We start from the raw sequence: 16,625 nt of genomic DNA, 5'->3' as shown, positions 1-16,625 counted from the left end.
ACGCTGAGCTGCTGCACGCACGGCCAGCACGTCCATTCCATCCACTTCGTCGCCGGCCATCCCAAAGGAACTGGCCTTGCGCCAGATCTCCGGGTCACTGGTGGCCCTGTCGTGGGCCCTTCCAATAGCCCACTTGTTGTTCTCGACCACGAAAATGATCGGTAGCTTCCACAGCTGCGCCATGTTCATGCACTCGAAGAACTGACCGTTGTTGCAGGTTCCATCGCCAAAGAACGCTGCTGTCACGGCATTGCTGGAGGTATCACCGAGGGCGTCGCGCTTGTAGCGGCTGGTGAAGGCAGATCCGAGTGCCACGGGAATGCCCTCGGCGATGAAGGCAAAGCCGCCAAGAAGGTGATGCTCTTTGGAGAACAGGTGCATTGAACCGCCGCGACCCTTGCTGCAACCGGTCTCCTTGCCGAAGAGTTCGCTCATGACTTCGCGGGCCGGCACACCGGCACTCAAGGCATGCACGTGATCGCGGTAGGTGCTGCAGAACCAGTCGTGCTGCCGCTTCATCGCACCGATCACACCGGTGCTGACCGCTTCCTGACCGTTGTAGAGATGCACGAAGCCGAACATCTTGCCCCGGTAGTACATCTCGGCGCATTTGTCCTCGAAGCGCCGGCCCAGGGTCATGTCCCGGTAAAGCTCCAGACCGATCCCCCGGTCCACGGTGGCCCGTTGTGCCGTAACCAATTTGGAGAGCCGTTCGGCATGGGGACCAGCAGTCGCAGTGCCAATCGGAGCGGAATCCACAGCGAAGTCCTGACCCATGTCCACCTAATGGATTGCGCTCAACTTTAAGGGCCAACCGATGAACGATGGGCAAAACCCCTGACACTGACTAAGATCCGCGTCTCCTCGCAGCGGCGCTGTTGGATCTGCCCATCGATCATTTCCGACTTCTGGGCGTCAGTCCATCGGCAGAGCCAGAGGTGATTCTGCGCCGCTTGGAAACCCGCTGCGACAGTCCACCGGATCAGGGCTTTACCCACGAGGCTCTGCTCCAACGGGCCGACCTGTTGCGTCGCTCCGCCGATCTGCTGACCGATCCCGCCGACAGGGCCGAGTACGAAGCAGCTCTGTTGCGCCTCAGTGAATCCCATCCCAACGGCACGGTTGGGTTGGACCTCTTCACCAGCAGTGAGGTGGCGGGTCTGATTCTGCTCTGGGAGGCTCATGGTGCTCTCGAGGCCTTTCAGTTGGCACGGCAGGGGCTCCAACCCCCTCAAGCCCCGGCCCTCGGCAGTGGCCGTGAAGCGGATCTGACGCTCCTGGCCGCCCTGGCCTGCCGCGATGCTGCCGTGGAGGAACAAGACCAACGGCGCTACGAGTCGGCGGCCCAACTTTTGATTGACGGCATTCAGCTGCAACAGCTGATGGGCAAGCTGCCCGACCAGCAGCGCCAGCTTGAAGACGCCTTGCAGGCGCTCACTCCCTTCAGGATTCTGGATCTACTCAGCCGTGATCTTGGCGATCAGGACTCCCATCAACGGGGCTTAACGCTGTTGGATGAGCTGGTCGTGGCCCGTGGTGGTCTGGAGGTCGCCGATGCTGATCAGCCCGGTAGCCTCAGCCAGGAGGATTTCGAATCGTTCTTTCATCAGATCCGCCGCTTCCTGACCGTTCAGGGGCAGATCGATCTGTTCAGTCGCTGGTTTGAGGGGGGTGCTGCCGATGCCGGTTTCCTCACGGTTCTGGCCCTGACAGCTGCAGGGTTCTCGCGACGGAAGCCTGAGTTTCTCGAGCAGGCGCGCGACCGGATGCAGACGCTTACCAATGCCGACCTCGATCCCATGCCGTTGCTGGGCTGTCTGGATCTGCTGTTGGGCAATGTAAAGGATGCGGACCGGCATTTCACCCTTCTGCGGGATCCGGATCTGCAGGCCTGGTTCCTGAACCACCCCGGTGATCGGCTGGCCGCGCAATGCGAATACTGCCGGGCCTGGCTTGAACGCGATGTCTTGCCGGGATATCGCGACGTCGATGCCTCGGGTGCTGATTTGGATGCCTGGTTCGCTGATCGTGACGTGCAGGGCTTTGTCGATCGTCTTGATCGCAAGGCGTCGCGCCAGATCGGTGCCGAAGAGACAACCCTGGCCTGGGCAACGGCAGGGGATGCAGCCCTTGGTGCGTTGGGCGAACCGGCTGAATCGGACCAGGAGATTGACTCCGAAGACTCGGATGCCACGCCGCTCTGGCAGCAACGTTGGGTGCGCCCCGCTGCCGCCGCTCTTGCACTGGTCGGGATCACCGTTGCAGGTTTCGGCCTGGTTCGACGCAACTGGGATCCTGCGCCGCTGTTACCGGAAACCGCTTCACTGTCCGCTCAGGAGGATGTTGAGGAGAAGCAGGAGCTCGATGCTGCTTCATCCCCCGTGGATGACGAGCCCGTCGCGAGCCTGAAGCCCGACCTTGAGCCTGCATCGCCCTCTGAACCACTGGTCAGTGATACCCCCACGGAAGCCGAGCTTCAGGCCTTGCTGCAGGGATGGCTTGATGCCAAGGCGTTGACGCTGTCGGGTCAGCAGGCTGATCTTTCCGTCGTGGCGAGGGAGCCGCTGGTGAAGCGCGTGGAGCTGGAGCGGGCAGCTGATCAGGCTGAAGGGCGGTCCAAGTCGATTGATGCTTCCATTACCACCATCGAGGTGGTCGATCGCAAGCCTCAGAGGATTGAACTGCTGGCCCAGGTGGCCTACAGCGATCGCCTTCAGGCTGCCGACGGGACCGTCATTGAAGAGACAGGACCGACGGATTTCATCGTGACCTACGTGCTCGGCAGGGATGGAACCCAATGGCGTTTGCACGACTACATCCCGGGCTCCTGAGTTGCTTGACCGTCGCTTTTTACGCTTACCCCATTGATCCAGGGGCGTAACGCCGATGTTCGACGAGCTTTCAGCCCGTTTTGAGGATGCTGTCAAGGGGCTGCGTGGCCAAAACAGCATCAGCGAAACCAACGTCGATGGAGCCCTGAAGGACGTCCGTCGGGCCTTGCTTGAAGCCGACGTCAGCCTGCCGGTGGTGAAAGAGTTCGTGGCTGAGGTCCGCGACAAAGCCGTTGGTGCCGAGGTCGTGCGCGGGGTCAGCTCGGATCAGAAGTTCATCCAGGTGGTTCATGAACAGCTGGTGGAGGTCATGGGGGGCGATAACGCTCCTCTGGCCAAGGCGGCTGAAGCTCCCACCGTCGTGTTGATAGCCGGCCTTCAGGGTGCTGGTAAAACCACCGCGACGGCCAAGCTTGGCCTCCACCTCAAGGATCAGGGTCGCCGGGCCCTGATGGTGGGTGCCGACGTCTACCGACCAGCCGCCATCGAGCAGCTGAAAACACTCGGTGCTCAGATCGATGTGGAGGTGTTCAGCCTCGGTTCTGAGGCCAAGCCGGAAGACATTGCGGCCGCTGGTCTGGCCAAGGCGAAAGAGGAAGGGTTCGACACGCTCCTGGTCGACACCGCTGGTCGCCTCCAGATCGACACCGAGATGATGGAGGAGATGGTGCGGATCCGCACCGCTGTGCAGCCCGATGAGGTGCTGCTGGTGGTGGATGCGATGATCGGCCAGGAAGCGGCCGAACTCACCCGCGCCTTTCACGACCAGGTGGGGATCACCGGTGCGGTACTCACCAAGCTCGATGGTGATTCCCGCGGTGGTGCCGCTCTCTCGATCCGCAAGGTGAGCGGTCAGCCGATCAAGTTCATCGGCACCGGCGAGAAAGTGGAGGCCCTGCAGCCGTTCCATCCCGAACGGATGGCCAGTCGCATCCTCGGTATGGGTGATGTGCTGACGCTGGTGGAGAAGGCCCAGAAGGAGGTCGAACTCGCCGACGTCGAAAAGATGCAGAAGAAGCTGCAGGAGGCGACGTTTGATTTCTCGGACTTCGTGAAGCAGATGCGCTTGATCAAGCGCATGGGCTCGCTGGGGGGCCTGATGAAAATGATCCCGGGCATGAACAAGATCGATGACGGCATGCTCAAGCAGGGGGAGCAGCAGCTCAAGCGCATCGAGGCCATGATCGGCTCGATGACCCAGCAGGAGCGGGAAAATCCCGACCTCCTGGCGAGTCAACCCTCAAGGCGTCGCCGGATTGCCAGCGGCAGCGGTCATCAGGCTGCAGATGTGGACAAGGTGCTGGCCGACTTCCAGAAAATGCGCGGCTTCATGCAGCAGATGAGCCAGGGCAACATGCCCGGAATGGGAGGTATGCCCGGCATGGGCGGCGTGCCCGGGGGTGGTGGACCGCCGAAGCGGCAGCGACCCGCCAAGAAGAAAAAGGGCTTCGGGGACCTGTGAGGGCGGAACGGTATGGTGGTTGTTTGGCGTGCCTTTAGGCGTCGCCGGACCACCTTTTTTCCTTCATTCCAGGGCCACGATGATCAAGCTCCGCCTGAAGCGGTTTGGCAAGAAGCGGGAAGCGAGCTTCCGCCTCGTGGCCTGCAACAGCACCTCCCGTCGGGACGGTCGTCCCCTCCAGGAGCTGGGCTTCTACAACCCGCGGACGAAGGAAACGCGCCTCGACACCGAGGCCATCCGTGAGCGTTTGGGTCAGGGTGCCCAACCCACCGATGTGGTTCGCACGTTGCTCGAGCGCGGCGGTCTTCTGGAAAAGACCGTGCGTCCTGCAGAGACCGTTGGCAAGGCCAAGCGTAAAGCTGATGCCAAGGAGGCTGCCGAGGCCAAGGCTGCAGAAGCTGAGGAGAAGGCTACAGAAGTTGAAGCTTCCGATTCCGCTGAGTCCGAATCCACCGAGAATTAATCATTCCGGTGTCTGACGACGGCGAACGCGGCCGTTTCGTTCTCGACCTGCCTGATCCCGATGCTGCACTGGCCCTCGCTGGTGAAGCGGAAACAACCCTGCATCGCCTGGAAGCTCTGACAGGAGCCTCCATGGTTTTGCGGGGTCTTCAACTGGTGATCACCGGGCGGCCAACGCAGATAGAGCGGGCTGCTGCGGTTGTGGAACTAGTGCGCCCGATCTGGCAGGAGGGCCAGTTGGTCTCACCGGTGGACTTACAATCGGCCCTGGGAGCGCTCAACACCGGCCGCGGCGATGACCACGCCGCCATGGGCGAGCAGGTGTTGGCGAAGAGCCAGAAGGGCAACCTGCTGCGCCCGCGCACCCTGCGCCAGAAGAAATACGTGGACGCCATGGAGTGTCACGACCTCACCTTTGCTCTGGGTCCTGCCGGCACCGGTAAAACCTTTCTTGCCACCGTTTTGGCGGTTCGGATGCTCACCGAACGCAAGGTGGAGCGCTTGATTCTCACCCGGCCGGCTGTTGAAGCTGGGGAGCGCCTGGGGTTCCTGCCAGGCGACTTGCAGCAGAAGGTGGACCCCTATCTGCGTCCGCTCTACGACGCTTTGCATTCCCTGCTCGGCGCAGAGAAAACCACTGTGCTGTTGGAGAAGGGCGTGATTGAGGTCGCTCCTCTGGCCTACATGCGGGGCCGAACCCTGAGCGATGCCTTCGTGATCCTGGATGAGGCGCAGAACACCACGCCGGCTCAGATGCGCATGGTGCTCACCCGTCTGGGAGAGCGTTCACGAATGGTCGTGACCGGTGACATCACCCAGGTGGATCTTCCCGCCACCGTGCAGAGCGGTTTGGTGGAGGCGTCGGAGGTGTTGGAGGGCGTGGAAGGGGTGGCGGTCTGCCGCCTCACCGCGGCGGATGTGGTGCGTCACCCCCTCGTGCAGCGGGTGGTGGAGGCCTATGCCCAACGGGATGAACGCAAAACGCCCAAAGTTCAACGTCGATAGGGAGATCCACACCCCAATCCCTTGTCACCGCTGGCAGGATGTGATGAGTCTTTGGTGACCTGGTCGATATGCCAGCAAGCAGCAATTTCCAGGAGGCAATCCGCGAGGCGCAATCGAGCGCCCTCGTCGGCCCCAACGTTGTCAATAAAGCGCTGCCCTACGTCGGCGGCGGCATGGTGCTCACCTCAATCGGGGTGATTGGTGGTCTCTCGATGATGGCCACTCCGCTGTTCATGCCCCTGTTCTGGGTGGCTGTGATCGGCAACCTGGTGCTGTTCTTCGTGGCGCAAAACGTCGCCTTGAAGGGCAATAACGCCACAGCCTTGCCGCTGCTGTCTGTCTACAGCCTGATCACCGGGTTCACCCTGAGTGGTCTCGTTGCTTTGGCTGGAGCCGTTGCTGGTGTTGGTGCGGTCGGCACCGCTGCACTGGCCACCGGAATCACCTTCGTGATTGCCTCGATCGTTGGCCGTCGTATGAGCGATTCTGTTGGTCAGGCACTCTCCGGTGTGGTGAGCCTTGGTCTGATCGGTCTGATCTTGGCGATGGTCGTCCAGTTCATCGGCGGCATCTTTGCCCCCGCCATGTTTCATCGCACCAGCTTTGAGCTGATGATCGCCGGCTTTGGCACTGTGCTCTTCGTGGGCGCCGCTTTCGTCGATTTCTACACGATGCCTCGTTCCTACCGGGATGACCAATACCTGGCAGGTGCTCTGAGCATGTACCTCACTTACATCAACCTGTTCATCTTCATCCTGCGCTTGATCATCGTGCTCAACGGCGGTGGTCGTCGCGACTGAGGTTCGGTCGGAATGTCTGCTTCGCCCTGGCTTGTCCGGGGCTTTTTTGTAGCTCAGTCCTCGGCCACGGCATAGACGCTGTCTCCGATGGCTTGCTTCTGCTCGGCGTCATATCCCCACTTCTCCAGGAAGGCGACGTCCTCGCCGCGGTTGTCGAGGGCTGCGGACAGCAGTTGCTCCAGCCGCTCCTTCACCTCCACTGGTTCCAGCAGCCTGATCAGTTCAATGCAGCGGCTGCTGACCCGCTCCGAGCCGGCCTGCTGCACCTTATCTCCCGTGCGCCGGTGATGCACGACCATGGCGGTGCTCATGGCCAGATTGCGGACGCTCAGATCCACAACTCCAGCACCGGCACCGCGCAGTTGGCCGACCACGGCGTCGGGCAACCGATCCATCAGCACGCTCTCGCCCGCCAGGCTCACAACGAAAAATCCCCGGGCACCATCTCGGCTGGCCACCATTTCACCGATGCGGTCGGCCAGCACCTCATCGCTGATCTCTTCGTTGTCCCACTGCTGCAGCCAGGTCGCTGTGATCTCCATGGCCTGCTGAAAGGTGGGTTGCTGATCCGCCATGGACCTGTCGAATTCCTCCCCTCAGGCTATGGGTCGATTCAACGGCGGCGCAGACTTAGAACATGCACGCAACTTCCCTGCCAGAGGATTACCGCTCTGGCTTCATCGCACTGATTGGTCGCCCGAACGTGGGCAAATCCACGCTGGTGAATCAGCTGGTGGGGGAGAAGGTGGCGATCACATCGCCTGTAGCCCAGACCACCCGCAACCGCCTGCGGGCGATCCTCACCACGGAGGTAGCCCAGATGGTGCTGGTGGATACGCCTGGCATCCACAAACCCCATCATCTTCTGGGTGAGCGGCTGGTGAAAAGTGCGCGCAGCGCCATCGGTGAAGTGGACCTGGTGGTGTTGCTGCTGGAGGGGTGCGAGCGCCCGGGGCGGGGTGATGCCTTCATCGTGAATCTGCTGAAGCAGCAGTCCCTGCCGGTGCTGGTCGCCCTCAACAAGTGGGACAACCTGGCGGAGGAGCATCGCTCCGAGGCGGAAGAGGCCTATGCCCTTCTGCTGGAGGAGACAAACTGGCCGGTGCACCGCTGCAGCGCCCTGTTAGGCGATGGTTGCCCAGAGCTCACAGCAGCGATGGCGGCTCAGTTGCCCTTGGGGCCACAGCTGTATCCACCCGAGATGGTGAGTGATCAACCGGAGCGGGTGCTGCTGGGGGAACTCATTCGCGAGCAGGTGCTTCTCCACACGCGGGAGGAAGTGCCTCACAGCGTTGCCATCACCATCGATCGCATTGAGGACTTGCCGGCTAAGGGCGAAGGTGCAGGTCGGACGGCCGTTCTGGCCACGGTGCTGGTGGAACGCAAGAGTCAGAAGGGAATCCTTATCGGAAAAGGCGGGGCGATGCTCAAGACGATCGGTCAGAGGGCCCGGCTGCAGATGCAGGTACTGATCGATGGGCCGGTGTACCTGGAGCTGTTCGTCAAGGTGGTGCCCGATTGGCGCAGCAAACCCGCCCGCTTGGCGGAGCTGGGTTACACAGGGGATCAATAACCAATAACCGCCTGCCCCACGGCTGAGAGGATGGGCCAATGAGTGAACCAGCTTTTCCCCCGGAAGACCCAGGCTCCTTTCTGAGCCTCTGCGACGGGGAGTGGATGAGCCTTCGCAGCTACTTTGAGCTGGCTGCCGGTGGTGATGATGATTGGCACAGCAGCGAACGGGGTGAACTCACCGTCCGCTGCGTGATCGAGCAGGGGGCTCTCGGCCAACTGCAAGTGCAGGCCCCTGGTGGAACCAGCAGCACCCTCACCTTCGCCGCTGATGGACAGCTGATCCTCGATGCTGACTCCCTAGGTAACTGGAGGTTCTGGCCCGACGGCAGCATGGAGCTGAACCTCAGCCGGGCTGAGGGCGTGCAGGTTCAGGAGAGGATCTGGTTCACGCGGGCCAACCTGCGCCTGCGCAGCACCACGGCCGTGGATGCGCAGGGAACACCGGTGCAGGGCAGTTTCTGCACGGACATCCGAAGGGTGTCCAAACCTGCGGTTTGAGGCGGCATGGCGCCCTATCGTCTTGATGTGGTGAGCCTGGCGCCGCAGGCGTTTGCTCCTCTGCTAGAGCTCGGGGTGATCGGTCGTGCCTTCAACGCAGGCATTGCCGAGTTGCATCTGCACAACCCCAGGGACTTCGCCACGGATCGCCATCGCAAGGTGGATGACGAGCCCTACGGGGGCGGTGCCGGCATGGTGCTCAAGCCCGAGCCGGTGTTCGCCGCGATGAAGGCGATCCCCCGCAGTCCCCGCAGCCGGGTTCTGTTGATGTCACCGCAGGGGCGTCCTCTTGAGCAGGTGGATCTGCAACGTTGGTCTACTGACCACGATCAACTGGTCTTCCTCTGCGGTCACTACGAGGGGTTCGACGAGCGCATTCGTGGCCTGGCCGATGAGGAGGTGTCGATGGGTGATTTCGTCCTTACCGGCGGTGAGCTGCCGGCGATGACGGTGATCAACGGTGTTGTTCGACTGTTGCCCGGCACGGTAGGCACGGCCGATTCCCTAGTGGAGGAAAGCCACAGTGCACTCCTCCTGGAACACCCGCATTACACTCGCCCCACCAACTTCCGCGGCATGACCGTTCCGGATGTGCTGCGCAGTGGCGACCATGGTGCCATCGCCCGGTGGCGCCAAGAGCAGCGGGAGCAGCGAACTCGCGAGCGGCGGCCCGATCTGTTTGCCCGCTGGCAGACCGCGACAATGAATGACCCTTCAGATCCCGGCATGGAACTGCGCATCGGCAACGGATACGATATCCATCGGCTGGTGCCCGGACGGGCCCTCATCCTGGGGGGTGTGACCCTGGACCATCCCGACGGTCTTGGCCTGTATGGACACAGCGATGCCGAGGTGCTGCTGCATGCCGTGATTGATGCGCTGCTCGGGGCCCTCGCCCTTGGTGACATTGGTAAGCACTTCCCCCCCACCGATCCCCAATGGAAAGGGGCCGACAGCTTGAAGCTGCTGGATCAGGTGGTGAAGCTGGTGAAGAAGCGAGGCTGGTCGGTGGTGAACATCGATGCGGTGGTGATTGCTGAGCGCCCCAAACTCAAGCCGCATATCGCGGAGATGAGCAGCCGGATGGCGTCAGCGATCGGCATTGCCCCCGATGCCGTGGGTGTGAAGGCCACCACCAACGAAGGATTGGGTCCGGAGGGACGGGAAGAGGGCATCAGTTGCCAGGCTGTGGCTCTACTGCAGCGGAGTTGAACCGTGCATCACCTCCGGTCTGTACTGCTTAGGGTCGTCGCACCTTGTTTGGCGCTGGTTCTGTTGTTGGGCGGGCTTTCGGAGACAGAGGTTCGGGCAGAGTCCGACCCGAAGCTTGGTAAGGCGGTGGCTGTGGTTGAGCACCTGCGGCTGCAGGTTCCCCGGGAGAGCCGTGAGCAGTGGATGACGGCGGAACGCGGCAGCTGGGAGCCTTGGTTGAAGCAACAGCCTGGCTTTCTGGGCCGTGATCTGTTCTGGGATTCGGCAACCGAGGAGGGAACGCTGCTGATTCGTTGGAGCAGTCGTGAGGCATGGAAATCCATCTCCATGGCCGAGGTGGAGACGGTTCAGGAGCGCTTCGAGATGTTGGCCCGTGAGCAAACAGGACAGCGCCAGGGCAACCCTTTTCCGCTGCTGTTTGAAGGGGAACTGTTGCCGCAGTGAACACGCCGGATGCTCGTCTCGATCTGCGGCGCCGCCAGCGCTTGGGCATGGTTGAGGCCGTGTGGGGGGAACACAAAACAGCCGATCAGATCATCGCCATCCTCGAAAGCTTTGCCGCAGCAGGAGAACTGGGTCTGGTCACCCGGGTGGCTCCCGAAAAAGCGGCAAGGGTGTGTGAGGCGTTGCCGGCGGTGGTACTGCACGCTGAGGCTCGCTGCCTCACCCTGGGTGCGTTACCTCCTGTGCCTGCGTCACCGGCTGAGGTGGCGGTGCTCAGTGGAGGCAGCAGTGATCGCACGGTGGTGGCGGAGATCAGCTTGGCCCTGCGTTGCCATGGCATCGGCGTGGATCCTGTGATGGATGTGGGGGTGGCTGGATTGCACCGCTTGCTGGACCAACTGCCCCGTCTGGCCACGGCGCGGATCCTGATCGTCTGCGCGGGAATGGAGGGTGCGTTGCCGACGGTGCTGGCCGGTCTGGTGCCGCAACCCGTGATCGGCGTCCCGGTTTCCGTTGGCTATGGAATCAGCGCAGGGGGACGAACTGCTTTGGAAGGAATGCTCGCCAGCTGTGCCCCAGGACTGACGGTGGTGAATATCGACAATGGATATGGCTCAGCCATGGCTGCATTACGGATGCTCAGAGGCTGTACCCCTCAAGCTCCAACCTGAGGTTTCAAGCCGCAACGGAAGGATCGATCTGGCCGAGACGCTGTAGCTCAGCGCTGTTGTGATCGCACTCCACCTGTTGAAGCGCATGCACAAGAGCGTCTAGATCAGCCCGCACCAGTTCATCGTCCTGTTGCTACTCCATGGAGCGGGGATCGGGAGCCAATGCTGGAGGTGCTCAATCTACTTAGGTCAAATTAGGCTTAATCTCCGGGGAGAAATACTCAGAAATCCTGTAGATAAGCAATGAAGGGCTCTGGTCTCTCAGAGATGTTGGAGGTTGGGGTAGGCCGTCACCAGGTCGTTGGCGCTCAGCACATCTCCGCGGCCTTCCGGTTGCCAGATCACCTCTAGGGCCATGAGTTCACTGGAGGCTGTGGAACCAAGAATGCGCAGGGTCTGGCGCAGATCTTCTCCAGTGTCGGCTCCGGCTAGTTTGGATGATGCCGTCGACGCCACAAGCAAGGTCACAACGATGAATTCGTTGGTGGCATCAGCATCTCCAGCGCTGTTGCTCGTGTCCATCGTCCGTTGCCCGCCGACGTTGCTGGTGAGCTCAGCGTCCAGCTTGCTGCGCTCGTTCATCGAGAGGCGATTGAACGTTGATTCAGCCGAGCTGAAGGGAACACTGCCGCTTTCGGCATTGGCGTAAACCCAGAGGTCCGGTTGGCGCAGCAGGGCCAGGGTTGTTTCCTGCAGCAGCCTCTGCAGACCGGTGGAACTGTTGGTGTCGGAGGAGGCAGCCAACGAACGCAGATCGTCCTGCAGGGATTTGGCACTGGCCAGCAGGCCCACCTGCACTTGAATCATGTTCACGTTGTGCGGCATGACTGGAGCTGTAGCAGCACCACCGATCGTGGGGGCATTGCCAACGCCACGAAGGGCGTTCACCAGCACGCCTGCGACGGCCATCAGGATCAGCAGACCAAACAGTCCACCACCACCGAAGCCGAAGATCGGAATGATGAAGGGAAAACCCATCCCGCCGCCACGGGAGCCACCCCCGCGGTAGCCACCGCTGGATCGCGGCATCGAAGGAGCGCGGAAGCTGCCCCCTCCCATGCGCCCACCGCGGGCGGCATCAGCCGGCTGTGCCTGGAACAGGCAGAGCCCCACAATCACTAGCGGTATCAGCAGTGATGCGAGCAGTCGTCGGGGTCGTGTCAACAGTCGGGGAGTGGCCACAGCAGCGCCCACAGCATTGATCCGGCGACTCTAGGAACCACCACCAACGATGGTGACGATCTCAAGGGTGTCGTCATCCTTCACCACGATGCTGTCCCAACGTCTGCGGGGTGCGATCACGCCGTTGTGCTCGGCGACCACCAGCTGGGGGTTGTTGGCCAGCAAGGCAACAACGGCCGTCAGGCTGGCGGGCTCCGGTGCTGGATCCAGCACGCGGGTTTCACCGTTGACCATCAGGGAGAGAGGCATGGCTCAGAACGTGGCGTTTTCCAGCTGCTGGAGCAGTTGCCGCGAGGCCAGACCGCTGTCATCTGCGTGCATGATCGCGCCGATCACGGCCGCGCGCTGGCCCCCGGCCGTGAGCAGTGCCGGCAGATTGGCCGAGGTGATTCCACCGATGGCGAAGACGGGGCGTTGGCTGATCGCAGTGGCCTGCGCCAAGAGCTCCACACCAACAGGGTTCCACTCGGGTTTGACGGCCGTGGAGTGGATCGGGCCGAAGCCGAGATAATCGATTGGCTTCTGCTGAACCTGATGAATCTGATCGATGCTGTGGGTGCTGCGGCCCAGCAGACGATCGGAACCCAGCAGATCGCGGGCCACCTCGCTGGGCATGTCCTCCTGGCCCAGGTGCACCCCATCCGCATCGACCGCCAGGGCAAGGTCCACACGGTCATTGATGAAGAACAGAGCCCCGAAGCGGTTGCAGAGCTGCCTGAGCTGTTGAGCCTCCTGCAGGCGTTCGTGGTCGTTCCCCGCTTTGCAGCGGTACTGCACCATCCCAACGCCGTTCCGCAGGGCGGCCTGCACCCGATCGGTCAGGTTATCGGAGGGGGTTGTGATTAGGCAGAGGCGACAGTCCTGAAGCTTGTTGCGCCGCCTTGCTCCCAGGGTGGCGTTGAGGCAGGTCACCTCCAGGTCGTAAAGGCCGTAGCGGATCGCAGCGGCTTCAGCGGCCAGCGCAGGATCGATGTTGCGGCCGTACTCCTCCAGCACCCGCAGCGCCTCCTGCACCCGGGCGCAGTTGGCCGCCACCACGTGGTCGGGGCTGTGGCGATCGAGTTGGGCCGGATGCTCCAGTCCGGCTCCGGTGTCGGTGCGGGTGGAGCGGGCCTGCTTGTAGCTGTCGTGATGCAGTCGCCCCAGCCGTTGACGCCAGTCCTTGAGGCGCACCACCAGATCCTGTTGCTCCAGCCCGAAGCGGCACCAGTCCTCGACAACCCTCAGGCCTTCCCGGGCACGGTCGAGGTTGGCGTCGATCAGGCGTGCCACCCGTGGATCCAGGGATGTCTCGCGAGGGGTCGGATTCATGGCACCCTGTGGGCAATGGTTTCTGCGTCGGTCATGGAGAACGGTGGTTCTGAGAGCACCATGCACGTTCTGGTCTGGGGAATCGTTCTTCTCGGCGGCATCGGCGTGTTCGTCGTCTGGGGGCTGGTGAATGCCTATCCGACCGCGGCCTGAGAGCCGGTCTGAAGAATCTCTCGGGCCTGGGCTGCGTCGCGGTCGATCTGACTGCTGAGCTCCTCGAGACCACTGAATTTGGTCTGGCCGCGCAAGCGCTGCACCGGCTCGACTCCCAGGTGCCGGCCCTCCAGTTCCAGGCTCTGATCCAGCAGGTGCACCTCCACGGCTGAAGGGGACGTGGGATCGATCGTGGGTTGGGGCCCGAGGTTCATCACGGCCGGTAGCCGATCCCCATCCCCATCCAGTTGGGCCCAGGCGGCGTAGACGCCAAGCCCTGGCAAGGCCTTACGGCCATCCACCTGGAGATTGGCGGTGGGCCAACCCAGTTCACGCCCCAGGCCTCGGCCCCGAACCACCCGTCCCTGAAAGCGGTAGGCCCGGCCCAGCAAGGTTTTGGCGGTGGTTAGGTCGGCCTGGTCGAGGGCCGCGCGGATCCGGCTGCTGCTCATCCGGCCCTCTTGGTCTTCAACGATGGGCACCACCTTCACTTCAACGCCGTTCCGAGCCGCCAGCCGTTCCAGCATCTCGGCGTCACCACGCCGCTGATGACCGAAGCGGAAGTTGATGCCCACGGCAATGCGCCTGGCCTGAAGTGTGTTCAGCAGCATGCTTGTAACGAAGTCCTCCGCACTCAGCTGAGCGAGCTCGCGGGTGAAGGGCACCAGCACGAGCTGCTGGATCCCCAGGGGTTCCAGCAGGGCGAGTTTTTCGCTGGGTAGGTCTAACCTCAGGCGTGCCTCCCCGAACAGCACCTCACGGGGATGGGGCCAGAAGCTCACTACCGAGGCAACGGCCTCTTCCGGGCTGTCCTGGATGGCCTCATTGATCACACGGCGATGGCCGGCATGCAGGCCATCGAAACTCCCCAGCGCCAGGGCAGTGGGCCGACGGGCTTCCTCTGGAGAGCAGAGCGGGATCAAAGAGGTGCAGAAGGTGCGCTTTGGTGGCAAGTTTGAACGACCGAGCACCAGGGCATGCCAGACCGCCTCGATTTCCAGAAGTTGTCGTTCGGCGTGCGTCGGATGGGATGGATCCGGTTCTGGATCCAGGTGGTTCTCGGCATCGTTGTGGTGGGCGTTCTGCTGTTCAACAACATCGGCGGCAGCCTGGCTCGCAATTCCGAACGTGCTGTGGGTCTGGGACCTGGCCTCTCACTCACCTCCCTGGCTTTCCTACTGCTGCTGTTCAGCCTCTGCCAGGGCTGGCTGATCGTTCGTACCGGTCGGGCGATCGATAGTGCGGCCCGTCCCAGTCGGGGCGAGGTGGCGCGGCTAATCAAAAGGGGGTTGTTGGCGGATCTTCTGGGTCTCACCTTCGCCACCATCGGCTATCAGGCCCTTGCCGGCAGCCTGTTCGTGCAGGCCTCGATGCAGACTCCCGGCATTGCCATCGGCGGCCGTGGCATGGCCGACAACCTGGCGATTACCTCTCTGGAAATGCTGTCCGTGCTCAGCAATACCCAGGTGCTGTTTGCCCACCTGATCGGGGTGTTGTTCTCCCTGTGGTTGCTGCAGCGGGTTTACCGCACCAGTTGATCATTGAGCTTGAGCTGCGGCAGTCCGCTGAGGGGTCCCCGCCAGAATAGGTCGGGCTGGATCGGCGTGAGTGAGGGTGAATTGGCATGAATCTGGGCCACATCACTGGGCCAATCCCGGGGACCTTCTCCGGCTGATTCGAGATCCTGCACAGCTTCTCCGGCTAGCCAGTAGTAGGCGCGGCAACGGGGGTCTTCCCGACGGCTGAATTGCTCGTCGTATCGCCGGATCGAGAGACGGGTCCAGCGCAGTGCTCCCATCTCCTCCCGGGCACAGGGGGGGATGTTGAGGTTGAGCAGTAGGTTGTCGGGCCACTGGTCTGCTATGGCCTGTTCACTTACCTCCAGGGCAAGATCGGCGGCCGCCTGGAACTGACGCCACTGGAAGCAGGCACTGCTCACCGCTAGGGAACGAATGCCCTCCAGGGTGCCTTCCATCGCTGCGGCAACGGTGCCGGAGCAGAACACGTCTGTTCCCAGGTTGGGGCCGTGATTGATGCCGGAGAGCACCAGGTCTGGTTTCTCCTTCACCAATTCGAACAGGGCCAGTTTCATGCAGTCGGCGGGGGTGCCACTGCAGGCCCAAGCGGTGACCCCTGGGGCGAACAATTCATCGGCCCGTTCGGCGCGAATGGGGGTCTGCAGGGTGAGGCCATGGCCTGTGGCAGACCGTTCCTGATCCGGGCAGACCAGCGTCACCTGATGGCCGCGGGCTGCCGCTGCGGCGGCCAGGGTTCGGATGCCGTCGGCGAAGACCCCATCGTCATTGCTGATCAGGATCCGCAGCGGGGCCATGGGGTCATTCGCACTGAGGTGAACCTAAGCGGCATGGCTGCTTACAGTCGGCAGCTGTCTGTTCCATCCCTGTGAGCGCACCGGTCACCCTGCAGCAGCTCACCGATCAACTCGATGCCCTTGAGCAGCAGGCCGCGGCGGAGATCGCCGAGGCGGCCGACACCGCTGCGCTGGAGCAACTGCGGGTCGGACTGCTGGGCAAGAAGGGCCGGATCTCCGGTGTGCTCGGGGCGATGGGCAAGTTGCCCGGTCAGGAGCGCCCTCTGGTGGGTCAGCGCGCCAATGTGCTGAAAACGCAGGTGCAGTCGCTATTGGGAGAGCGGCTTCAGGCCGTGAAGCAGGCGGCCATGGCGGAGCGCATTGCCAGGGAAAGCCTCGATGTCACCGCTCCGGCTTCAGGGGTGCCGATGGGGCATCGCCATCCCCTGATCACCACCACCGAAGAGATCGTCGATTTGTTCCTGGGCCTCGGCTACAGCGTGGCCGAGGGCCCTGAGGTGGAGCGGGACCATTACAACTTCACCGCGCTGAATATCCCCGAGGACCATCCGGCCCGGGACATGCAGGACACCTTTTATCTCGGTGGTGACCTGCTGATGCGGACCCACACTTCCCCGGTCCAGATTCGCCACCTCGAAGAGAACCCGCCGCCGGTGCGGATCGTGGCTCCCGGTCGGGTCTATCGCC

At 62.5% G+C, this 16,625-nt stretch carries 19 protein-coding genes and 1 pseudogene; 13 read left to right on the top strand and 7 right to left on the bottom strand.

What is annotated here, in order from left to right:
- On the bottom strand, window positions 1-777 hold a 777-nt coding region (locus tag ACGVJ8_RS06545), incomplete at its 3' end, for a thiamine pyrophosphate-dependent enzyme (RefSeq protein ID WP_392346538.1).
- Window positions 778-878: 101 nt separating this feature from the next.
- On the opposite strand from ACGVJ8_RS06545, the gene ACGVJ8_RS06540 reads away from it, so the two are divergent.
- The 5 genes from ACGVJ8_RS06540 (at window position 879) to ACGVJ8_RS06520 (ending at window position 6,560) form a co-directional block, all read left to right on the top strand.
- A complete protein-coding gene (locus ACGVJ8_RS06540; protein ID WP_392346534.1) occupies window positions 879-2,831 on the top strand; it encodes an IMS domain-containing protein in 1,953 nt (650 codons plus the stop codon).
- Window positions 2,832-2,886: 55 nt separating this feature from the next.
- A complete protein-coding gene (gene ffh, locus ACGVJ8_RS06535) occupies window positions 2,887-4,293 on the top strand; it encodes a signal recognition particle protein (RefSeq protein WP_392346531.1) in 1,407 nt (468 codons plus the stop codon).
- A 79-nt stretch (window positions 4,294-4,372) separates the two neighbouring features.
- A complete protein-coding gene (rpsP, locus tag ACGVJ8_RS06530; RefSeq protein ID WP_392346529.1) occupies window positions 4,373-4,756 on the top strand; it encodes a 30S ribosomal protein S16 in 384 nt (127 codons plus the stop codon).
- An 8-nt stretch (window positions 4,757-4,764) separates the two neighbouring features.
- Window positions 4,765-5,760, top strand: a complete 996-nt coding sequence (locus ACGVJ8_RS06525; RefSeq protein ID WP_392346527.1) for a PhoH family protein — start codon at window positions 4,765-4,767, stop codon at window positions 5,758-5,760.
- Window positions 5,761-5,828: 68 nt separating this feature from the next.
- Window positions 5,829-6,560 (top strand): Bax inhibitor-1 family protein, encoded by a 732-nt coding sequence (locus tag ACGVJ8_RS06520; RefSeq protein ID WP_392346525.1) that lies wholly within the window; start codon window positions 5,829-5,831, stop codon window positions 6,558-6,560.
- Between the two features lie 53 nt (window positions 6,561-6,613).
- On the opposite strand, the gene ACGVJ8_RS06515 is transcribed toward ACGVJ8_RS06520, so the two are convergent.
- Window positions 6,614-7,135: a hypothetical protein gene (locus tag ACGVJ8_RS06515; protein ID WP_392346523.1), complete on the bottom strand. Its 522-nt coding sequence runs from the start codon at window positions 7,133-7,135 to the stop codon at window positions 6,614-6,616.
- 62 nt (window positions 7,136-7,197) lie between these two features.
- Between ACGVJ8_RS06515 and era the strand changes: the two genes are divergently transcribed.
- The 5 genes from era to larB are packed head-to-tail and all read left to right on the top strand — an operon-like array spanning window position 7,198 to window position 10,960.
- A complete protein-coding gene (gene era, locus ACGVJ8_RS06510) occupies window positions 7,198-8,133 on the top strand; it encodes a GTPase Era (RefSeq protein ID WP_392346521.1) in 936 nt (311 codons plus the stop codon).
- 38 nt (window positions 8,134-8,171) lie between these two features.
- The gene (locus ACGVJ8_RS06505; RefSeq protein WP_392346519.1) at window positions 8,172-8,633 is read left to right on the top strand and encodes a phycobiliprotein lyase; all 462 of its coding nucleotides are present in this window, start codon (window positions 8,172-8,174) and stop codon (window positions 8,631-8,633) included.
- Window positions 8,634-8,639: 6 nt separating this feature from the next.
- Window positions 8,640-9,845 carry a tRNA (guanosine(37)-N1)-methyltransferase TrmD gene (gene trmD / locus ACGVJ8_RS06500; RefSeq protein WP_392346517.1) on the top strand — a complete coding sequence of 402 codons (1,206 nt, stop codon included), beginning with the start codon at window positions 8,640-8,642 and terminating at the stop codon, window positions 9,843-9,845.
- Window positions 9,846-9,893: 48 nt separating this feature from the next.
- Entirely contained in the window at window positions 9,894-10,289 is a 396-nt protein-coding gene (locus ACGVJ8_RS06495) for a TIGR03792 family protein (RefSeq protein ID WP_392346515.1), read from the top strand.
- Window positions 10,286-10,960, top strand: a complete 675-nt coding sequence (gene larB / locus ACGVJ8_RS06490) for a nickel pincer cofactor biosynthesis protein LarB (protein WP_392346513.1) — start codon at window positions 10,286-10,288, stop codon at window positions 10,958-10,960. Before ACGVJ8_RS06495 ends, larB begins: the two co-directional genes overlap by 4 nt.
- Before the next feature lie 261 nt (window positions 10,961-11,221).
- Here larB and ACGVJ8_RS06485 read toward each other — a convergent pair whose 3' ends face one another.
- Genes ACGVJ8_RS06485 through ACGVJ8_RS06475 form a run of 3 tightly spaced genes read right to left on the bottom strand, consistent with a single transcriptional unit; the run spans window position 11,222 to window position 13,453 of the window.
- Window positions 11,222-12,154, bottom strand: a complete 933-nt coding sequence (locus ACGVJ8_RS06485; protein ID WP_392346511.1) for a DUF1517 domain-containing protein — start codon at window positions 12,152-12,154, stop codon at window positions 11,222-11,224.
- An 18-nt stretch (window positions 12,155-12,172) separates the two neighbouring features.
- Window positions 12,173-12,391 (bottom strand): sulfur carrier protein ThiS, encoded by a 219-nt coding sequence (gene thiS / locus ACGVJ8_RS06480; protein ID WP_392346509.1) that lies wholly within the window; start codon window positions 12,389-12,391, stop codon window positions 12,173-12,175.
- 3 nt (window positions 12,392-12,394) lie between these two features.
- Window positions 12,395-13,453, bottom strand: coding sequence for a thiamine phosphate synthase (locus ACGVJ8_RS06475; RefSeq protein WP_392346507.1), 1,059 nt, complete (start codon window positions 13,451-13,453; stop codon window positions 12,395-12,397).
- A 15-nt stretch (window positions 13,454-13,468) separates the two neighbouring features.
- On the opposite strand from ACGVJ8_RS06475, the gene ACGVJ8_RS06470 reads away from it, so the two are divergent.
- Window positions 13,469-13,606 carry a hypothetical protein gene (locus tag ACGVJ8_RS06470; RefSeq protein WP_392346540.1) on the top strand — a complete coding sequence of 46 codons (138 nt, stop codon included), beginning with the start codon at window positions 13,469-13,471 and terminating at the stop codon, window positions 13,604-13,606.
- Here ACGVJ8_RS06470 and ACGVJ8_RS06465 read toward each other — a convergent pair.
- The gene (locus ACGVJ8_RS06465) at window positions 13,588-14,529 is read right to left on the bottom strand and encodes a bifunctional riboflavin kinase/FAD synthetase (RefSeq protein WP_392346536.1); all 942 of its coding nucleotides are present in this window, start codon (window positions 14,527-14,529) and stop codon (window positions 13,588-13,590) included. The genes ACGVJ8_RS06470 and ACGVJ8_RS06465 overlap by 19 nt on opposite strands.
- Window positions 14,530-14,583: 54 nt before the next feature.
- On the opposite strand from ACGVJ8_RS06465, the gene ACGVJ8_RS06460 reads away from it, so the two are divergent.
- Entirely contained in the window at window positions 14,584-15,144 is a 561-nt protein-coding gene (locus ACGVJ8_RS06460; protein WP_392346505.1) for a DUF3611 family protein, read from the top strand.
- On the opposite strand, the gene surE is transcribed toward ACGVJ8_RS06460, so the two are convergent.
- Complete coding sequence (gene surE / locus ACGVJ8_RS06455; protein ID WP_392346503.1) at window positions 15,129-15,938, bottom strand: 5'/3'-nucleotidase SurE; 810 nt, start codon at window positions 15,936-15,938, stop codon at window positions 15,129-15,131. The two genes, ACGVJ8_RS06460 and surE, sit on opposite strands and share 16 nt — an antisense overlap.
- A gap of 71 nt (window positions 15,939-16,009) precedes the next feature.
- On the opposite strand from surE, the pseudogene ACGVJ8_RS06450 reads away from it, so the two are divergent.
- A pseudogene (locus tag ACGVJ8_RS06450) lies at window positions 16,010-16,625 on the top strand (phenylalanine--tRNA ligase subunit alpha); the annotation flags it as partial.

The organism is Parasynechococcus sp. (genome assembly GCF_042954245.1).
GTDB lineage: Bacteria > Cyanobacteriota > Cyanobacteriia > PCC-6307 > Cyanobiaceae > Parasynechococcus.
This window is presented reverse-complemented; position numbering and strand designations above follow the sequence as displayed.